Annotated in this window: 12 protein-coding genes and 1 pseudogene; all 13 read left to right on the top strand. The window is 46.3% G+C overall.

Translation table 11 applies throughout. The features are described from left to right. Window positions 1-94: 94 nt before the first annotated feature. Window positions 95-2,488: a GH36-type glycosyl hydrolase domain-containing protein gene (locus NSS64_RS24610; protein ID WP_341141839.1), complete on the top strand. Its 2,394-nt coding sequence runs from the start codon at window positions 95-97 to the stop codon at window positions 2,486-2,488. Between the two features lie 20 nt (window positions 2,489-2,508). Beyond that, entirely contained in the window at window positions 2,509-3,348 is an 840-nt protein-coding gene (locus NSS64_RS24605; protein ID WP_341141838.1) for an aldo/keto reductase, read from the top strand. A 157-nt stretch (window positions 3,349-3,505) separates the two neighbouring features. Then, the gene (locus NSS64_RS24600) at window positions 3,506-4,402 is read left to right on the top strand and encodes an SDR family oxidoreductase (protein ID WP_340991105.1); all 897 of its coding nucleotides are present in this window, start codon (window positions 3,506-3,508) and stop codon (window positions 4,400-4,402) included. 226 nt (window positions 4,403-4,628) lie between these two features. Further along, window positions 4,629-5,330, top strand: coding sequence for an ABC transporter ATP-binding protein (locus tag NSS64_RS24595; protein WP_340944116.1), 702 nt, complete (start codon window positions 4,629-4,631; stop codon window positions 5,328-5,330). Window positions 5,331-5,340: 10 nt separating this feature from the next. After that, complete coding sequence (locus tag NSS64_RS24590; protein ID WP_445667812.1) at window positions 5,341-7,902, top strand: FtsX-like permease family protein; 2,562 nt, start codon at window positions 5,341-5,343, stop codon at window positions 7,900-7,902. Window positions 7,903-7,998: 96 nt separating this feature from the next. Further along, window positions 7,999-8,466, top strand: coding sequence for a helix-turn-helix domain-containing protein (locus NSS64_RS24585; protein WP_341141837.1), 468 nt, complete (start codon window positions 7,999-8,001; stop codon window positions 8,464-8,466). Between the two features lie 211 nt (window positions 8,467-8,677). Further along, a pseudogene (locus NSS64_RS32815) lies at window positions 8,678-9,088 on the top strand (transposase); the annotation flags it as partial. 1,253 nt (window positions 9,089-10,341) lie between these two features. Next, window positions 10,342-10,548: a transposase gene (locus tag NSS64_RS32810; RefSeq protein ID WP_445667811.1), complete on the top strand. Its 207-nt coding sequence runs from the start codon at window positions 10,342-10,344 to the stop codon at window positions 10,546-10,548. Between the two features lie 236 nt (window positions 10,549-10,784). Beyond that, a complete protein-coding gene (locus tag NSS64_RS24580) occupies window positions 10,785-12,605 on the top strand; it encodes an ABC transporter ATP-binding protein (protein ID WP_341141836.1) in 1,821 nt (606 codons plus the stop codon). 1,806 nt (window positions 12,606-14,411) lie between these two features. Continuing rightward, window positions 14,412-15,872: an argininosuccinate lyase gene (locus NSS64_RS24575; protein WP_341141835.1), complete on the top strand. Its 1,461-nt coding sequence runs from the start codon at window positions 14,412-14,414 to the stop codon at window positions 15,870-15,872. Window positions 15,873-15,923: 51 nt separating this feature from the next. Continuing rightward, a complete protein-coding gene (locus tag NSS64_RS24570; protein WP_341141834.1) occupies window positions 15,924-16,979 on the top strand; it encodes a cysteine synthase family protein in 1,056 nt (351 codons plus the stop codon). Beyond that, window positions 16,954-18,180 (top strand): ATP-grasp domain-containing protein, encoded by a 1,227-nt coding sequence (locus NSS64_RS24565; protein WP_341141833.1) that lies wholly within the window; start codon window positions 16,954-16,956, stop codon window positions 18,178-18,180. Before NSS64_RS24570 ends, NSS64_RS24565 begins: the two co-directional genes overlap by 26 nt. A 14-nt stretch (window positions 18,181-18,194) precedes the next feature. Next, window positions 18,195-19,235 carry a GntG family PLP-dependent aldolase gene (locus tag NSS64_RS24560; RefSeq protein WP_341141832.1) on the top strand — a complete coding sequence of 347 codons (1,041 nt, stop codon included), beginning with the start codon at window positions 18,195-18,197 and terminating at the stop codon, window positions 19,233-19,235. Window position 19,236: the final 1 nt, after the last annotated feature.

The following is a 19,236-nucleotide window of genomic DNA, read 5'->3' as shown; positions in this document are numbered from 1 at the left end:
GCTCCGGCAGACTTGCCGCCAAACCTATGAGAGCGTATTCTTAAACAAGATAGAATAGAGAGCAGAATGATAATCCGGAAAGAGAGGCACGAAAATGATAAGAGCATCTGAAGATAACGAATATTATGAGCTGTCCAGTCCCACCATTCTCCCCAAGGCTTCGGGGTTCCTGTGGAATGAGCAGATGATGATTCATATGAACTGCCGGGGCTATGCGGTAGCCCAGTTCATGCAGCCCGAGCCAGCCAAGTACTCCTATGCGCCGAATCTGGAGGCCAAGACGTTCATGCAGCCGGAGCAGCCTTATTACGCCCACCACCCGGGACGCTTCGTCTATGTCAAAGATGAGGAGAACGGGGAGCTGTTCTCTGCCCCTTATGAGCCTGTCCGCACCCCTCTGGATCATTATACTTTTGCGGTAGGGAAGCATAATATTGTCTGGACCGTCGAGAAGAACGGGATCGCTATAGAGATGACGCTAAGCCTGCCAAAGGATGACCCGATGGAGCTGTGGCGGGTGAAGGTGACTAATCTGTCCGCCGCTCCCCGCAAGATCAGCATCTACCCCTACTTCACTATCGGCTACATGTCTTGGATGAATCAGTCCGGCGAGTATAAGGAAGCCTTGCAGGCAATTGTGGCTACAGCGGTCACACCTTATCAGAAATATCAGGATTATGCCGCAATCAAGCATCTGAAGGACAAAACCTTCCTGCTGGCCGACCATGCCCCGGTCTCCTGGGAAGTGAATCAGGAAGCCTTCGAGGGCGAAGGCGGAATCGGCTCGCCGTCAGCGCTTAAGGGCCAGCGGCTGGCGCAAGGCGAAGCCCGTTATGAGACCCCGGTTGCCGCCTTGCAATACAGTCTGGACCTGGCTGCAGGGGAAGAGCGTGAATACCGCTTCATCTTCGGCCCGGCCCGGAGTGAGCAGAGAATCGCGGAGATCCGCCGGAAGCTGTTCCTGGATACTGATGCGGCAGGCGAGGACGGATTCGTGCGCGCCGAGCGGGAATATGCGCAGTACATTGCGGAAGGCAGAGGGAGCATTGAGATCACCACGCCGGATGCGGATCTCGACAATCTGGTCAACCACTGGCTGCCCCGGCAGATGTACTATCACGGGCAGACTAACCGCCTGACCACTGACCCGCAGACCCGGAATTATCTGCAGGATAATATGGGGATGAGCTATCTTAAGCCGCAGACGGCAAGAGCGGCGTTCCTGACGGCCTTAAGCCAGCAGGAGGCCAGCGGAGCGATGCCGGACGGGATTATTTTGCATGAAGCGGCTGAACTGAAATATATCAATCAGGTTCCACATACAGACCATTGTGTCTGGCTGCCGGTTTGCCTTAGTACCTATCTGGATGAGACCGATGATTACAGCATTCTGGATGAGGAAGTATCGTATGCGGGCGGCCTGGAGACAGGACCTGTGCATGAGCATATCGACCGGGCGGTGCAGTGGCTGCTCCACGAGCGGGATGAGCGCGGCCTGAATTATATCAATCAGGGGGACTGGTGTGACCCGATGAATATGGTAGGGTACCGGGGGCAAGGTGTGTCCGGCTGGCTGACCATCGCTACCGCGTATGCATGTATGGTCTGGGCGGATATTTGTGAGCGGAGCGGCCGTACGGATACCGCCAAGACCTTCCGCCTTGCAGCGGAGGAGATGAATGCGCTCGTCAATCAGTACTTCTGGGATGGCGAGTGGTATGCGCGGGGAATCACCGATGACAATGTGGTGTTCGGAATCAGCAGCGACAAGGAAGGCCGGATCTTCATTAATCCCCAGGGCTGGGCGCTGCTCAGCGGTGCCGCCGATGAGGAGAAGCGGGCGAAGCTGATGAAGTCGGTCCATGAACAGCTGGAGACCCCGTATGGAGTGGAAAAGCTGGCACCGTCCTATACCGCCATGCGCGAGGATGTCGGCCGGGTCACCCAGAAGCATCCGGGGACAGCCGAGAACGGCGCAGTCTACAACCATGCCGCAGCGTTCTATATCTATGGCTTGTATGCAGTAGGTGAGCAGGACCACGCGTACCGTCTGCTGCGCAAAATGCTCCCCGGGCCCGATATCGAGGATATCATCCGGCGGGGCCAGCTGCCGGTGTTCATCCCTAACTATTACCGGGGGGCTTATAAGCAGTTCCCGCAGACTGCCGGACGCTCCAGCCATCTGTTCAACACCGGAACCGTTCCGTGGGTGTACCGCTGCCTGATTGATGGACTGTTCGGCCTGCAAGGCTGCCGGGAAGGACTGCAGGTGAAGCCGCAGCTTCCTTCCGGCTGGCAGGAGGCGACGGTGAAACGCAGCTTCAGAGGCGCTGAGCTGCAGATTGAGATGAAGCGTGAGTCTGGCGTAGCGGCAATCAAAGTGTATCTGGACGGCAGCTTAGTGGAAGACGGTGTTCTGAAGGAACTGAAACCGGGTAAGCAGTATCAGGTGCTGGTTAAGATTCCGGCTGGGGCTGCTACTATCTAAATACAGGAGGCTGAATGAACATGACGAATCATATTCCGGAAGTACTGCTGAACGATGGAATGAAGGTGCCTGCGATTGGCTTTGGTACCGCGTGGATCAAGGGAGCGAGGGGTGTAGAGAGTCTGAAGACAGCGCTGGATTTAGGTTATCGTCTGATCGATTCCGCATTCAACTATGAGAATGAGGGCGTGGTCGGAGAGGCGGTGCGGCAGAGCGGCGTGGCCAGAGACCAGCTGTTCATTACCTCGAAGCTGCCTGGACGCCATCACAAGTATGATGAAGCGCTCGAGACTGTTGAGGAATCGCTGTACCGGGCAGGGCTGGATTATTATGACCTGTATCTGATCCACTGGCCGAATCCCAAGGTGAACCTGTATGTGGAAGCATGGCAAGCACTGATTGATGCAAGGGCAAAAGGGCTGATCCGTTCTATCGGAGTCAGCAACTTCCTGCCGGAGCATCTGGACCGCCTGATCAAGGAGACGGGCGTGGTACCGGCTATGAACCAGATCGAGCTGCACCCCTTCTATCAACAGGCGGAGCAGCGCGCGTATCATGAACAGCACGGAATCGTCACAGAATCCTGGAGCCCGCTGGGACGCGGCACGGAGCTGCTGAAGAATGAACAGCTGCGGACCATTGCCGCAGCCCGGAGCAAATCCGTCTCGCAGATTGTTCTGCGCTGGCATGTGCAGCTGGGAGCGGTTCCGATTCCAAGATCGCAGTCGGAGGAGCATCAGCGGGAGAATCTGGATATTTTTGGCTTCGAGCTGTCAGAGGCTGAGATGAAGGTGCTTTCTGAGCTCCCGTCCACCGGACCGCTGTGGGACCAGGACCCGGCCGTGTACGAGGAGTTCTGATCCATTGATGTTATACAGATATGGCCCCTTGCTTTTTGGCAGGGGGCTATTTTGTTACGGCGCTCATACATAATTCGTTTAGGAAAAAGGGAAGCTGGTTACATAGAAAGAGTCAGAAGCCTACACAATCAGAAGCGAACAGAGGAGGAATATTATCATGAGTAATCAATATAAGATTCAAGATCCTGTGCAGCAATATGAAAAGGCGACACCTGAATTCGAGCAGCAGCAGCCCAGTCCGGGCTTAGAAACGAAAATGCACCCGCGTCCCGATGACGGAGCGGGCACCTACAAAGGCAGCGGGAAGCTCACCGGACGGAAGGCTGTTATTACGGGAGCGGACAGTGGAATCGGGCGGGCGGTAGCGATTGCTTTTGCCCGTGAAGGCGCCGATGTGGTGCTGGCCTATCTGCCGGAGGAAGAAGCTGACGCGAAGGAAGTGGTTAAGCTCATCGAGGAAGCCGGACGCAAGGCGGTGGCCCTGCCGGGTGATCTGAAGGACGAGAAGTACTGTGAGCAGCTGATTGCCAAGGCCGTAGAGGAGCTGGGCGGAATTGATATCCTGGCTAATATCGCCGGTAAGCAGCAATTCGTGAAAGACATCGCCGATTTGACCACTGAACAGTTCGATGCTACCTTCAAAACGAATGTCTACTCGCTCTTCTGGCTCTGCAAGGCAGCAGTGAAGCACATGAAGCCCGGCAGTACGATTATTAACACTTCATCCATTCAGGCTTATGAGCCTTCAGAGATTCTGCTGGATTATGCGACTACCAAAAGCGCGATCAATACCTTCAGCAAAGCGTTCGCCCAGCAGGTGGCGCCTAAGGGAATCCGGGTGAACGTGGTTGCCCCCGGACCGGTGTGGACTCCGCTTCAGGTAAGCGGCGGACAGCCGGAGGAAGTCCTGAAGGACTTCGGAGCTAAGACCCCGCTGGGACGCCCCGGCCAACCTGCCGAGATGGCTCCGGCCTATGTGTTCCTGGCCAGCCAGGAATCAAGCTATGTCAGCGGTGAGACCCTGAATGCCAACGGCGGAATGCCGACCCCATAAATAAGAATGAGTAACAACACGCTTGAGCAGGAACCTCCGTCAGGAGGTTTTTTGCTGTGGGGGGAATACTCGCTGGCAGTCTGCGTCACCTGGATTCAGCGGAGGCGGGGCGGCCTCTCCCCACTTTTGCAATCATAGGGGGTTCATGTGCTACACTTGAGTCATTGAATCGTATCTGCCAGTTCTGGTGCGTTAGCGGTTTGTGGAGAAGACAGGAGGAGACGGCATGGCATTCGTAACGGTGAAGGGCGAATATAAGCGCTATAAGATGGGGGAGACCCTGATTGTCGCCAACGACGGCATTGAATTTGAGATTGAAAAGGGTGAATTTGCTGTAATTGTAGGGCCCAGCGGGGCGGGGAAGTCAACGGTGCTTAACATACTGGGCGGGATGGATTCCGCCGACGAAGGCCAGGTCATTGTGGACGGTACTGACATCGCACGTTTCAGCGCCAAGGAATTGACCGGCTACCGCCGTAATGACGTGGGTTTCGTATTTCAGTTCTATAATCTGGTCCCTAATCTGACCACTCTGGAGAATGTCGAGCTGGCCTCGCAGATCTCGCCCCGGGCACTGGATGCCCGGAAGGTGCTGGAGGATGTGGGCCTTGGCGCGCGGCTGAATAACTTCCCGGCCCAGCTCTCAGGCGGGGAACAGCAGCGCGTGGCTATCGCCAGAGCGCTGGCGAAGCAGCCGAAGCTGCTGCTCTGTGATGAGCCGACCGGTGCGCTCGATTACAATACCGGCAAGCAGGTGCTTAAGCTGCTGCAGGATACCTGCCGCGACACCGGCACAACGGTGATTGTGATCACGCATAACCTGGCGATTGCTCCGATGGCCGACCGGGTCATTGAGATCAACAACGCCAAGGTACGGAAAATGGTGAAGAACGAAGCACCGGTATCCGTAGAAGATATTGAATGGTAAGGAGCCGGGAATGATGAAGAAACGGGCATTATGGAAGGATGTTTTTCGGGAGATCCGCCGCACCAAGGCGAGGTTTCTCTCGATCTTTGCGATTATTATGCTGGGGGTCAGCTTCTTCTCCGGGATCAAATCGGCCGGGCCGGATATGCTGGATACCGCCGCGACTTATTATAAGGATCTGCGGCTGATGGATCTGCGGGTCCAGTCCACTTACGGGCTGTCGGAGCAAGGGATTAAGCAGCTCCGGGGGATTCCCGGGGTGCAGACGGTTCAGCCTGTATACAGCTCCGATGTATTTCTTGGCGACAGCGGGCTGATTGCCAAGGTCTATTCGTATGCGGACGATAATGAACTGAACGGCTACAAGCTCACCGCCGGGCATCTCCCGGCAGCCCCGGGAGAGATTGTGCTGGATGAACACCTGCGCGAACAGGAAAAATTCAAGCTCGGTGATTCCATTACCTTCGGCGGGGAGGCGGGGGAGAAGCCCGAACAGAGCTTCCGCACCAAGACCTATACCGTAGTAGGGTTCGCGCAGAGCCCGCAATATATTGAGACCGCGAACCGCGGAACCAGCCGGATCGGCAAAGGCACTGCCGATGCGTTCGCCGTCATCCCGGAAGGGGATTTCACACTTCCGGTGTATACGGAGGCCTATCTCAGCTTCAAGGATACAGCTGCGGAGACGGCCTATACTCCGGCCTACGATACGTTGGTTGAGCGCCACCTCACAGAGACAGAGGAAGCGCTGAAGGATTACCCGGCGCAGCGCCTGGAGGAGCTAAAGGCGGAGGCGGTAGCAGCGGCCAAGCAGGCGGCGGTTCAGCAGGGGGCGCAACAGCAGCCGCAACAACAACAGGCAGCATCCGCCGCACAGAGCCAGCCGGAGCTGCCCAAGGTATACGTGGCCGATCGCACGATTAACCCGGGATACGCCGAATACAAGGATAATGCGGACCGTCTGTCCGCGATTGCGTCGGCTTTTCCGGTATTCTTTTTCCTGATTGCCGCGCTTGTCAGCTTAACCACGATGACCCGCATGGTGGAGGAGCAGCGGCTCCAGATCGGGACGTTGAAGGCACTCGGATACGGCGCTATGGACATAATGACCAAGTTTCTGGTGTATGGAACACTGGCCAGCCTTACGGCATCCATTGCAGGCCTGGCAGTCGGCTTCACGTTCTTCCCGGATCTGATCTATAATGCCTATAGCTCGCTCTACAACCTGCCGGATGTGATCAAGAGCTTCTACCCTTCTTACGCCGTTATTTCCATAGTCGTGGCGCTGATCTGTACAACGATGACCGCGATGATCGCTTCACGGGTGGAGCTGCGGAGCAACGCGTCTGTGCTGATGCGGCCCAAGGCACCGAAGAGCGGGCAGCGGATTATGCTGGAGCGCTTCAAGTTCCTGTGGACCCGGCTCAGCTTCGTGCAAAAGGTCACGGCCCGCAACCTGTTCCGCTACAAGCAGCGGATGTTCATGACCGTTATCGGGGTGGCAGGCTGTACCGCGCTGATCCTCACCGGCTTTGGGCTGAAGGATTCCATCGGCAGCATCGCCGAGCGGCAGTTCGGCGGCATTATGAAATACAGCGCCCTGGTCGCCCTGCACGACAATGCAACGGCCGCAGATCAAGCTTCCTATAAGGAGCTGATTGAACAGGAGACTGCAGTTACAGGCACGCTGAATGTGCTGCAGGAGGCTACGACGGCCCGGGCCAAAGGCGTGAACGACCAGGAAGTGCGGATCTTTGTTCCCTCGGATACAGCTGAGCTGGCGTCTTTCGTTAATCTTAAGGACCGCAGCACCGGTAAGCCGCGTGTACTCAGTGACGAGGGCGCGGTCATTACAGAGAAGCTGGCCAAGCTGTATGATGTGGCACCCGGGGGGACGTTGACGCTTCTGGACAGCAACAATGAGCCATTCCAGATCAAGGTAGCGGCGGTCACCGAGAACTATGTGCTGCATTATGTGTACATGACTCCGGCTTACTACACAAAGGTGTTCGGCAAGGAGCCGGTCTATAATACTCAACTGTTGAATTACAGCGGTAAGGATAAGGAGTGGGAGAGTGCCTTCGGGGAGAAGCTGACTGCGAATGGACAGGTGGCCTTGGTCAGCTTTTCCAGCGGAGTGGGAGAGGCTTTCGAGGGAACTATGGACAGTATGGATATCGTCATTGTGGTGCTGATTGTCTCTGCTGCCGCGCTGGCCTTCGTGGTTCTGTACAACCTGACCAATATTAACGTGTCCGAGCGGGTCCGCGAATTGTCTACGATTAAGGTGCTCGGCTTCTATGATAAGGAAGTCACTCTGTATATTTACCGGGAAAATATCCTGTTGACCCTGCTTGGCATCCTGTCCGGCAGTGCCCTGGGGGTGATCCTGCACCGGTTCGTCCTGTCGACTGCCGAGCTGGATGCCACCATGTTCGCTCCGCTCATCAAGTGGCAGAGCTACATCTATGCAGCCTTGCTGACCATACTATTCTCAGGCATCGTAATGGCATTCATGCACATCAAGCTCAAGCGGATTCATATGATTGAAGCGCTGAAGTCGGTAGAGTAGCAGAGTGATGAATATAACAGACTAGTACAGCATCAGATTTAAAATAGTTAAAATATGGTGAATGTGATATAGTCGAGGTAAAAAGAGGTATCGACTATGAGAAACCGTGAATATACCGTGTGCTTAACCGCAAATCAGCAGAATGAACTACTGGAGATTTGCTCAAAAGGAAAGGTGGCGGCACGATCTCTTCGGCGAGCTCAAATTCTGTTGTGGGCAGATGAGAATCGACGGGACGGAAAACTTACAGATATAGAAATTGCTAAACAGTTACACATCCATACGAACACCGTATACCTGGTGTGCAAATCCTTTGCAGTGAACGGAATGCAGACGGCGCTTGAACGAAAAAAGAGACTGACCCCGCCAAATCCTCCAAAGGTGACTGGTGAATTGGAGGCGAAAATCATCGCGCTCAGTTGCAGTACACCACCAGCAGGTAGAAGTCGGTGGACCCTCCGGCTGTTGGCCGATAAGACCGTAGAACTGGGCTACATTGACAGCATTTCGTACGACACGGTCGATCGGATTTTAAAAAAACGAACTCAAACCCCATCTTCGTAAATGTTGGTGTATCCCGCCAAAGCAGAATGCGGCGTTTGTGGCCGCCATGGAAGATGTGCTAGAGGTCTACCATTTGCCTTACGATCGAGAATGTCCGGTGATTTGCATGGATGAGAAACCCTTCCAACTGCTGGATGATAGGCGCAACCCCATTCCGATGAAACCCGCCAAGCCGCTGAGAGAAGATTCCGAATAGGTACGCCATAGAACCTGTAGTATCTTTATTTTCACAGAACCGCTTGCAGGCTGGCGGCATGTCAGCGTTCGTCCACGACGGACCAAAATCGAATGGGCAGAGCAAATTCGGGAACTTTTGGACGTTCATTATCCGAGCGCACCGACCCTTCGTTTGGTGATGGACAATTTAAACACACATTCCATCGCCTCGTTGTATGAAGCTTTTGAACCTGAGACGGCGCTGCGTCTAGCCAAACGACTCGAGATCCACCACACCTCTAAACATGGCAGTTGGCTAAACATTGCTGAAATTGAGCTGAGCGTCATGACAAGCCAATGTTTAGACAGATGGATTCCCTCTATGGAAGAGCTAGCCAGCGAATTAACCGAATGGGAGTCGACTCGAAACGCTGTTCAAACTCAAAAGGTTATATCTACAATTTAAAGACTGATGAGCTACTAGAGCGACTAAAGCGATCTCAGAACATGATGGACTACAAAGGAAGGTTGCATTAGACTACCTGAGGATGGCATTGTCATACGGTTACATCTTCTGTCAGAGATTGACGGCAAAAGTAGTCAACCTGTACAAGAAAATCGAAACGGTGATAGCTAATGTGAATATGCCATCAATATTTTTGGGAATGCAGCTATTTAACCAATATAGATTTAAATTTACATTTTTTAACTCGAAGCTTTTTACTTCTATATTGCCAAGCGACGGATTTTGGCTTTGATTTCGCTTAGTTATCCACTCCGATAACAATCCTTATAATCTCCGAGAGGGTAATTCAACAAGCAAGAGCTAAATCGTCAGCATATAGATTTAATCTTGACGAAATTCAAAGTAACTGGCTTCTTTGGGAGTGCAAATAGTTTGTGGAGTTTTATCAAAAGCCAAAGCGTTCGTCCACGCTGTACCAAAATCGAATGGGCAGAGCAAATTCGAGATATTCTAGACGTTCATCACCCCGATACTCCGACCCTTCGTTTGATGATTTAAGTACACATTCTACTACACTTCCAAACATGGCAGTTGGTTAAACATTGCTTAAATTGAGCTGAGTGACATGACAAGCCAATGTTAAATCATGTTGAAGAGATATAAGCAATTGAAAAGTATAATTTACCTGGGTGTTTCGGAAAATTTGCTGTTGAGTCTACAGAGAAAAGTTGTAAAAATCAGTTGTTTTGTCGAGAACGGAATGAAAAGAAGGACTTCCAGCCTTGTTGGAGAAATTGTAGTTAACTAGATGGGGATTTCTAGTTAAGGGATATTTTACACACAGGTATTCTCGGTTCCATATGAAGTAGGCTTTGAAAGTAAATACAACTGGACGCTCTATCTTATTAGAGAATATATCAAACGGAGTTCGGTCACCTATTTGCTTCGTGGTATTTTCTAAAATGGCGCATCGTCTTGGACTCAACTACACCAAACCCAAGTATACTTTAGCTGTTGCTGATGAAACCAAGCAACAAATCTTTACAGAAGAGACGTTTCTGCTTTGAAAAAAGATTAATGAACGAAGACATTGCTCATTACTCTTCGAAGATGAGTCCATCATCAATGGATTATCAAACGTTTCAGCATCTTGGTTTCTCAAAGGCAAGCATCGCATCATCTAGACACAGGCAAACACCGTAGTGTCAAATTGCTTACTGCTCTGAATTGTATAACGGGTCAATTACCTTGAAATGAAGACAAGCAATATAACGCAAAGGCGTCTCTATCCTTTTTACAAGCTGGTGGTCGAAGCGTACCCTGAAGGGAAAACTGTCATGCTGTTGGAAAATGCTCATATTCATCATGCGAAGTTACTTCAGCCCTTTCTGGAAGATTATAAAGCACGTTTTGAATTGGTTTTCTTAACGTCCTATAGTCCGCAATTGAACTTAGTCTAGGGACTTCGGAAATGGCTAAAATCGGATGTCATTAACAATGTGTTTTTCCATACCGTCTCAGAGATCTGTAAGAAAGTTGCTGTGTTTATGCAAAACATTGCTCTCAATACTCATAGAATTATTGACCGTCTTTGTCTTCGTTTGGAAAATGACGACTAACCAAATAATTTTAGTTCAACTTATATTGTTAACGCTAAGGTATAGGCAGTCAGGCGAATTTAAGAGAGGGTGATAGTTTGAAACAAAAAAGTGTGTTTTTAAGAATAAGTAAATACATGCTGAAGCATAAACTGCTCTATTCCGTACTACTGTTAATCACCGCGTTTAGCATTGTTCTGGACCTGACGATGGCATGGTTCCTTTCAAGAATTACAGAAGAGGCTGTTCGCCTAAATGTGGATGCTTTTACCGGACTTGCTTGGTTTGGTGTTGTATTTCTTGTTATAGCTGGCTTTAACACTTTCTTCAGCGTTTATTTAAAAACAAGTGTTTCTGCAAAAATCAGAAACCAGTTGCGTCTCGACTTAATGAATCATACGCTGGTTCTGCCTCAGTCGTATTTTGACAACAATCATTCCGGTGATTTATTATCCCGTTTCACAAATGATAATCAGTCGGTCGGTGAAGCCTGCGGACAGGTTATTATTGATCTTGTGCGAAATCCTTTGCTGGCACTAGCGTCTTTTATCTATCTGCTCTATCTCAACTGGTTACTTGCTTTGATCTGTATTGCGGTAGGGCCAATGCTTTATATAGTTGGTAAGTTATTTGGTAAAGCAATGCGACAGAATAGTGTTAAGGTTCAGGAGAAAATGAGCCAAACGACTTCTTTTCTAAACGATATTCTAAACAGTAGTATGGTATTTAAGGCGTTCTCCATTGAACGCAGACTGATGCAGCAATACAGATCCTACAGTGACAGTATAAATGCCGGTGAGATAAAACAGGGCCGGATTGGGGGAGGGACAGCGGCAGTCTCCTCTGTACTGGGGAACCTTACTTTTCTGCTTGCTCTTATTATTGCGGGGTTGTTTGTCGCAAATGGAGCGCTTGAGGTAGGAGGGATGATGGCGTTCATCCAGTTGATGAATTATCTGGTGATACCCTTTTCTGAGCTTCCAGGTCTAGTGGCTTCGATGCAACAATCGATGGGAGCGGCACAGCGGATTTTTGAGGTGCTGGATGAGGAAACGGAGTTGGAATCTTTGCCGAAGCCGCTTATTCAGCAACCTGAGTTCCAGCAACTTTCGCTATCTGCGGTTTCTTTTGGCTATCCTGGAGGTGGGAAGCTTAGCTTACAAAGGGTGAGCCTGGAATTACAACAAGGGAAGCAAATGGCCGTGGTCGGACCAAGCGGAGGCGGTAAGTCTACGTTATTCAAACTTTTGTTAGGATTCTACCGTCCGGACGTAGGTGAAATTTTGATCAATGGAAATGCGATTGAAAGTATGACCATGGAACAGCTAAGAAGCTATTTTTCTTATGTACCGCAGGAATCTGGATTATATACAGGAAGCATTCTTGAAAATATTCGAAACGGTAAACAGGATGCCTCGGAAGAAGAAGTGATGAAGGCACTTCGTCAGGCGAATGCCTATGATTTTGTAATGGAGCTACCTGAAGGGGTCAATTCTGACGTAGGTGAACACGGTTCCTGGCTCTCCGGTGGCCAGCGCCAGCGACTCTCGATTGCCAGAGCGATATTAAAAAATACACCAATTCTGCTGTTAGATGAGGCCACGGCTGCACTAGATAATGAATCAGAGAAGTTGGTACAACAGGCTATCCGCAAGTTAATGAAGGATAAAACGACCATCGTTATTGCCCATCGTCTTTCGACAATTCAGAGCGCCGATGTCATTCTCGTTATGGAGAATGGGAGAATTGTGGAGTGTGGGAACCATGAAGAATTGCTTGTGGCAGAAGGTCGGTATTATAATCTCTATAATTCCCAGACAAAACAAGAGGAAGTTTTGAATGAAGTATTAGTGAAAGAGGACGAGGTTGCTTCAGGAAATAAGCAGACAAAAAAAGAGTTTTCCACTATTCAGATGTAAGGGGATTGTTACGATGATTTTATGAAAACATTAGATACCTAAAAAAACCAGAATGCATTTATGCATTTTGGTTTTTTTGTGCGTCTCATAGTCGCATCATCTAACTGGTTCAAGTCCACCCGGTAACTTTAACCTGTAAAGTGCCCTAGCCGAAGCAACCACTTGGTAACCTTTGGTTGCCGGATGAGCAGGGTGTCTTCCGTGAGGAGGAATCTGAAGGGCTTGCAGGCAAACTCCAGGCCTGAATGAAGTGAATCAGAGGTGGTGGCGATGCTGGGCGACCCGCCGTAAACACGGACAAGGTAGGGGCGATATAACTGAAAGCGAAAGCAAATGCGAAAGATTGCGAGATGCCGGATCGTTTCGTATTAGTGAGTAAATTCGGGCCAATGAAAGCTGCTAACAGTAATGGAGGAAACCTGTTTACTGTCCAGATGGTGACCGGCATGAAGGTGGCGTGAACGTAACAGAGGCTTTTGTTTGGAATGTGAGAACCTACGACTCCGGAGTGAATGGAAAAATCCAAGCGGAAATCCCGGAAGGGTGAAAGTACACAAATGCGGAGTATAGGGGGGAATAGTCCGTAGAAGCGATGAACCCATTAAAAAGGTGGCGGAGCCAAGGGGCGTTATCCGGTTTTAAAAATACGTCAACCGCTAAAGTGGGAGGAACAAATGGACAAAAACAAAGTCGTATGAAATCTTAAAGCGCACGGTATGGGAAGCCTATGAACGAGTCAAGGCTAATAAGGGAGCAGTCGGAGTAGTTGAAGAGTCGATTCAAAAGTTTGAAGAAAACCTGCAAGATAACCTCTTTAAAATCTGGAATCGAATGTCCTCGGGAAGTTATTTTCTTCCGCCAGTGAAAGCGGTAAAGGTACCGAAGTAGAATGGCTGAGTTAAGAGTATTGGGGATTCCAACGAACTCTGATCAAATCGCGCAAATGACAGTGAAGTTGTACTATGAGCCGATCGTGAAACCTTTGTTTCTCACCGACTCGGAAATCTGCGATAGATGCAGTTCGAGTCACAAGAACCAGATGCTGGCGAAATGACTGGGTGTTGGAATTTAACATTAAAGGTCTGTTTGACAACATTGATCAAAGATGGCTAAGGCCTCCGTTCCAAATGAAGATTGGAGATATCCTAGAGCGAACCTCCTGCACGCCGCAAGGGGAGTCATAGGTCCAGTGTTGGAAGATTTGTTCATGCACTACACGCTTGATAAATGGGGGGATCAAGCATCCCTAAAATCTGTAGGCAAGATATGCGGATGATGCAGTGATTCATAGTCATACGAAAGAGGAAGCTGAACGACTGCTTAAACAGCAGTGATTTGTAAAAACTTAACACGGTATATCAACAGGTTTCAGGTTGCGAAAATGTAGATCTTTCCACCTTCGTCTGAGGAGATTCTGGGAGGATTTTGCTGGGTGGGAGCTCAAAAGACAAAAAAGGGCCGTTTACCAACCCCCGTTTCCCCGCTTTCCGGCGAAGTGATTTCCATCGTGACATCCCGTTTCAGAAAAGGCTTGGTGATTTTCCGCGTCCGGATAGCCTTCACCATGGAAAGCAGGAAGATGTAATAAAATTAGAAAAAAGGTCTAAAATACGATACTTGACAAATTTATACTTTGTAGTAATATTGGAAGAAAGTAATGAAATATTTTGGATATTATGATTTTTTAAAACTTATTTTGATATTTTATACGATATTTTCAGAGTTGTAGAGACGTAGATTATGAGGAAAAACACCAAATATAGCGAGTCAACATGAGGTAATAGAAAGATAGGAGTGTGATCTTTTATGACCAATTTATTGACGGGTAGGATCTCAGGAAAGTTAAGTGAGATTATGAATGAGATAATTTTAGAGCCCCAATTTCGCTATGAAGTCAAACATTATTTATCGTATTATTTGGAAATTGAGATTGCTATGTTAAAGGAATATTTAAGAATGAAGCTGATCGACCCTCTAGAGTTTTTTGAATTACAACAGATATTGAAGAATATTAAGCCGGATGTTCTAACAGCTGATCTTGATGTTAATATGTCTGATATAGCATTTGCAATTGAACAACTGGTGGAGAAACAACTAAAAAATAAAGTGGTTTGCTGGCATATGGACAGAAGTAGAAATGATTTTCAGGCCTGTGCACAGATAATGTTTGGACGAAATAGATGGCTATCATTAATAGAAAATTTGGTTCAGTTAATTCAATCCACTTCTTTATTGGCAGTACGTTATGTCGATGTTCCTATGCCTGGATATACACATTATCAAACTGCACAAATTATTACACCAGGTTTTTATTTATCTGCAATTACAGAAGAGTTGCTGCGCTCATTGAAGAGATGGATAGATACATTTGATGAAATTAATCAATGTCCGCTGGGATCAGGGGCGATGGCTGGAGTAGAATTGCATTGGGATAGGGAACGACTATCCAAAATGTTGGGATTTAAAAAACCATTTCCTAATGCTCTAGGCGCGGTATCTTCTAGGGAATGGGCACTACGTATTTCCTCTGAATTGTCTGTATTTTCAGTATTAATCTCCCGTTTTACAACTGACCTCATATATTGGGGAAGCTGCGAATTAAGCTTCCTACAACTCCCTGATCATTTGTCTGGTATATCCTCAGCGATGCCTCAAAAAAAAAATTATCCAATCCTAGAAAGAATTCGTGGTAAATCAGCACATTTAACAAATTTTCATTTGGACCTAATACTTGGACAGCGAAATACACCTTTTACAAATTTAGTTGAAACCTCAAAAGAAGCGAGCTCTCACTTAATAACTTTGTTTGAAACAGCCGAAGCGACTATTACTTTACTTAGGCTAGTAATAGATAATATGAGTTTTGATGACCAAAGAATGTTGGATATTTGTCAGAGAGATTACTTTGGGGGGTTCTCGTTAGCAAATAGATTGACCGAAAAATTTAACATCCCTTATAGAAAATCGCAAGTGATTGTTGGTAAATATATTGCAAATAGAAGCAACATGAACCGGAAACCATCTGAAGTAGAACCTGAACTATTAAAAGAACTATGCAAGAATGAAGGTTTTGAAGTTACAGAGCTTACTGAAATACTTTCGACTGCTTTTAATGTCTACGAGAATATTTATGTTAAAAAATCATTGGGATCAACTAATCCAGAAAGTGTAAATCAATCATTGATTGAGCAGCAGCGAGTGAGCAAAGGTTTACAGAAGGATGTAGCAATAAGACGAAATGCACTTGAGAACATCTCAGATTATTAATAATTAAAATAATATATATAAAAATATTTAATTTTTGGAGGAGAGGGAGTTATGTTATATAAAAATTTTATAGAAACAATTGGTAATACGCCATTGGTTAAATTAAGAAACCAGCAAAAAAATGAAGGGACAATCTACGCGAAAATGGAATTGATGAATCCGTTTGGTATGAAGGATCGTGTTGCCAAACAAATGATATTATCAGCGAAAAAATCGGGATTGTTAAAAGAAGGGATGCCTATTATTGAAAGTTCTTCTGGGACAATGGCCTGTGGTTTGGCATTAGTAGGACTTCAATTACATCATAAAGTTCATATAGTAACAGATCCAAGAATTGATGAGATTACATTAGCTAAGTTAGAATCACTAGGATGTGAGGTTCACATTGTTACCAAAATGGATCAAAACGGTTGGCAAGGTGAAAGATTAAAAAAATTAAAAGAATTACTAGATGTATATCCCGATGCATTTTGGACTCGTCAATACGAAAATCTTGACAATCCAAAAGCATATGCTGAACTGGCAATAGAACTAATGAATGATTTAGACAAAATAGATGTCCTCGTAGGATCGGTGGGAAGTGGAGGATCGCTTTCTGGAACAGCTCAAATACTTAAACAAGTTAATCCTAAAGTTAGGGTAGTAGCAGTTGATTCAATAGGAAGTGTTATATTCGGACAGCCTGATCGACCTAGACGACTGCAGGGAGGTTTAGGTAATAGTTTGGTTGCTCCAAATGTGAATTTTAGTATCATTGATGAAGTTCATTGGTTAAATGATCAAGAGGCTTTCCGGGCAACATTACAACTTGCTAAAGAAGAACAAATATTTGCAGGCAACAGTTCAGGCTCTGTTTATGCCGTTGCCAAATGGATTGCAGGAAGAGTTTCCGAATCTACGAATATTGTCGGCATTTTTCCAGATCGTGGAGATAGATATGCTAAATCAATATATTGCAACTCATTTTATGAGCAAAACCATTTGACATTAGCTAATCATCTGAGTGATCATCCCCAAAAAGTTGAACTGGATACAGTTGTTGAAAATTGGTCATATACTAATTTAATGGGGAGAAATCCACATGCAGAAAAAAATATACTTTATTGAATCAAATACAACTGGAACTGGGATGATTGCGATTAACAAAGCAAGAGAATACAATTGTGAACCGATACTTCTTACTAATAATATCAATTTATATAAAGAGTTAGATGATGAAGGATGTAGTGTAATCGAAATTGATACAAATTGTCTTGATGTACTAAATACATATTTATCAAAAGAAAATAGAGATGAAATAGCAGGTATTATGACAACAAGCGATTTTTATCTTGAAACTGCAGCTAGCTTAGCAGAAACATACTCACTTTATAGCAACTCTCGAAATACAATTTCTATTTGCAGAAACAAAGCATTATTAAGAGATAAACTAGCTTCAACGAACATAAAGCAACCTAAGTATTGGGTGATTTTAAGTTTATCTGATTTGGAGCAAATTCAGCACACTGTTTCTTTACCTTGTGTTATTAAGCCGGCAAATGATAGCGGATCGAATAATGTTAGATTATGTATGTCGTGGAAGGAGGTCGAGGAATCTGCAACTGCTATTTTTAATCAATCATATAACGCAAGAGGCCAAAAAACTATTAGTACCGTTTTATTAGAAGAATACATTGAAGGTCCTGAATATAGTGTAGAAACTTTTACGTTTGAAGGAAATACAATTGTTGTGGGAATCACAGAAAAAAGAATTATTGGTTTTCCTTATTTTGTTGAAGGGGGACACATCTTCCCTGCTAATATTTCACAAAAAGTTAAATCGGAAATAGAGTCTACAGTATTAAGAGTGCTTAAAAAAGTGAATTACAAATATGGAGCTGCACACACAGAGGTTAAATGGACTTCTAAAGGGTGCATATTAATAGAGATTAACCCGCGTTTAGCTGGCGGAATGATTCCAGAACTTATACGATATACAACTGAAGTAGATCTAATTAGTAAACAAGTTGCTTGTTCAATAGGAATAAATCCAAAAATTGATAATATAACCAATACTGGATACAGTGGAATACATTTTTTGGTAGCCTCGCAAGTAGGGACTTTAACCCAAATTAATGAAATGGACTATGTAAATATTCAAGGGATTAAGAAAAAGGAAATCAAGGCGCAACTTGGTCAAAAATTACAATTGCCAGAAAATTTTTCTCATCGGCTTGGTTATATCATAGTATATGAAAAAACATATTTAGAAGTCGTATTAAAATTACAAGAAGTTGCGAATGTATCTATTTTTCAGATTCAGAATTAGAAAGGAGCATCTCTATGAAAATTATTGAAATGAGAAGTGACACATTCTCATTACCTACTATTGATATGCTTAAAACTATTCAAATAGCAGAACTTGGAGATGATGTTTATCAGGAAGACCCTACAGTAATTAAACTCGAAAATAAAGTTGCAAAAATATTAGGTAAGGAAGCTGCTATATTAATGCCTAGCGGAACGATGGCTAACTTAGCATCAATACTTGCACATTGTCCGCGCGGCTCTAAAGTAATTGTAAGTGACGAGTCTGATATTTTTATTTATGAAGCGGCAGGAGCAGCAGTCTGCGGTGGAATTATGTATGATCCTATTTCCACTGAGTTGGATGGTAGTATTAGTTTAAACAGCCTGGAGAAGAGCTTTCCTTTGGATGCTGAAGATCCACAGTTTGCTTTACCAGCATTAATTTGCCTTGAAAATCCTCATAATCGTATGGGCGGGAAAATACTACCACTGACTTACCTGAGAGAAATTAAGGAATTTGCAAATGGAAAAGGCGTCCCCATTCATATGGATGGAGCTCGTTTATTTAATGCAACTGTTGCACTAGGAGTAGATCCAGTAGAGATTACAAAATTTGCTGACTCAATACAGGTGTGTTTGTCAAAAGGGATAGCTGCTCCTATAGGATCTCTGGTAGCAGGGGACAAGGCGTTTATCCAGAAAGTCTATAAGTTAAGAAAAATGCTTGGTGGGGGGATGCGGCAAGCTGGAATTATCGCTGCACCAGGTATTTTTGCCCTTAATACTATGACAGAACGGTTGAAGATTGATAATGAAAATGCTATTTATTTGGCTAGTCAACTTATAAAGATAAAAGGTATTGAAGTTGCTGAAAGAGATGTGGAGATTAATATGGTATTTTTTCAAATTAGTCATCCAGAGCATACTTGGATAACATTTATTCAACACGCCAAAAGTAAAGGGCTGAATCTAGCCGAACTGGGTCATGGGCGGATAAGAGCGGTTACACATCATGGAATTACTCGAGAAGATATAAACCAAGCTGTGGAAATAATCAAAGAGATTCTTTGCTGAA

The sequence above is a fragment of the Paenibacillus sp. FSL H8-0122 genome, assembly GCF_038005345.1.
GTDB lineage: Bacteria > Bacillota > Bacilli > Paenibacillales > Paenibacillaceae > Paenibacillus_AQ.
The sequence above is the reverse complement of the archived record's forward strand: the minus strand, read 5'-3'. Positions and strand labels throughout refer to the sequence as shown.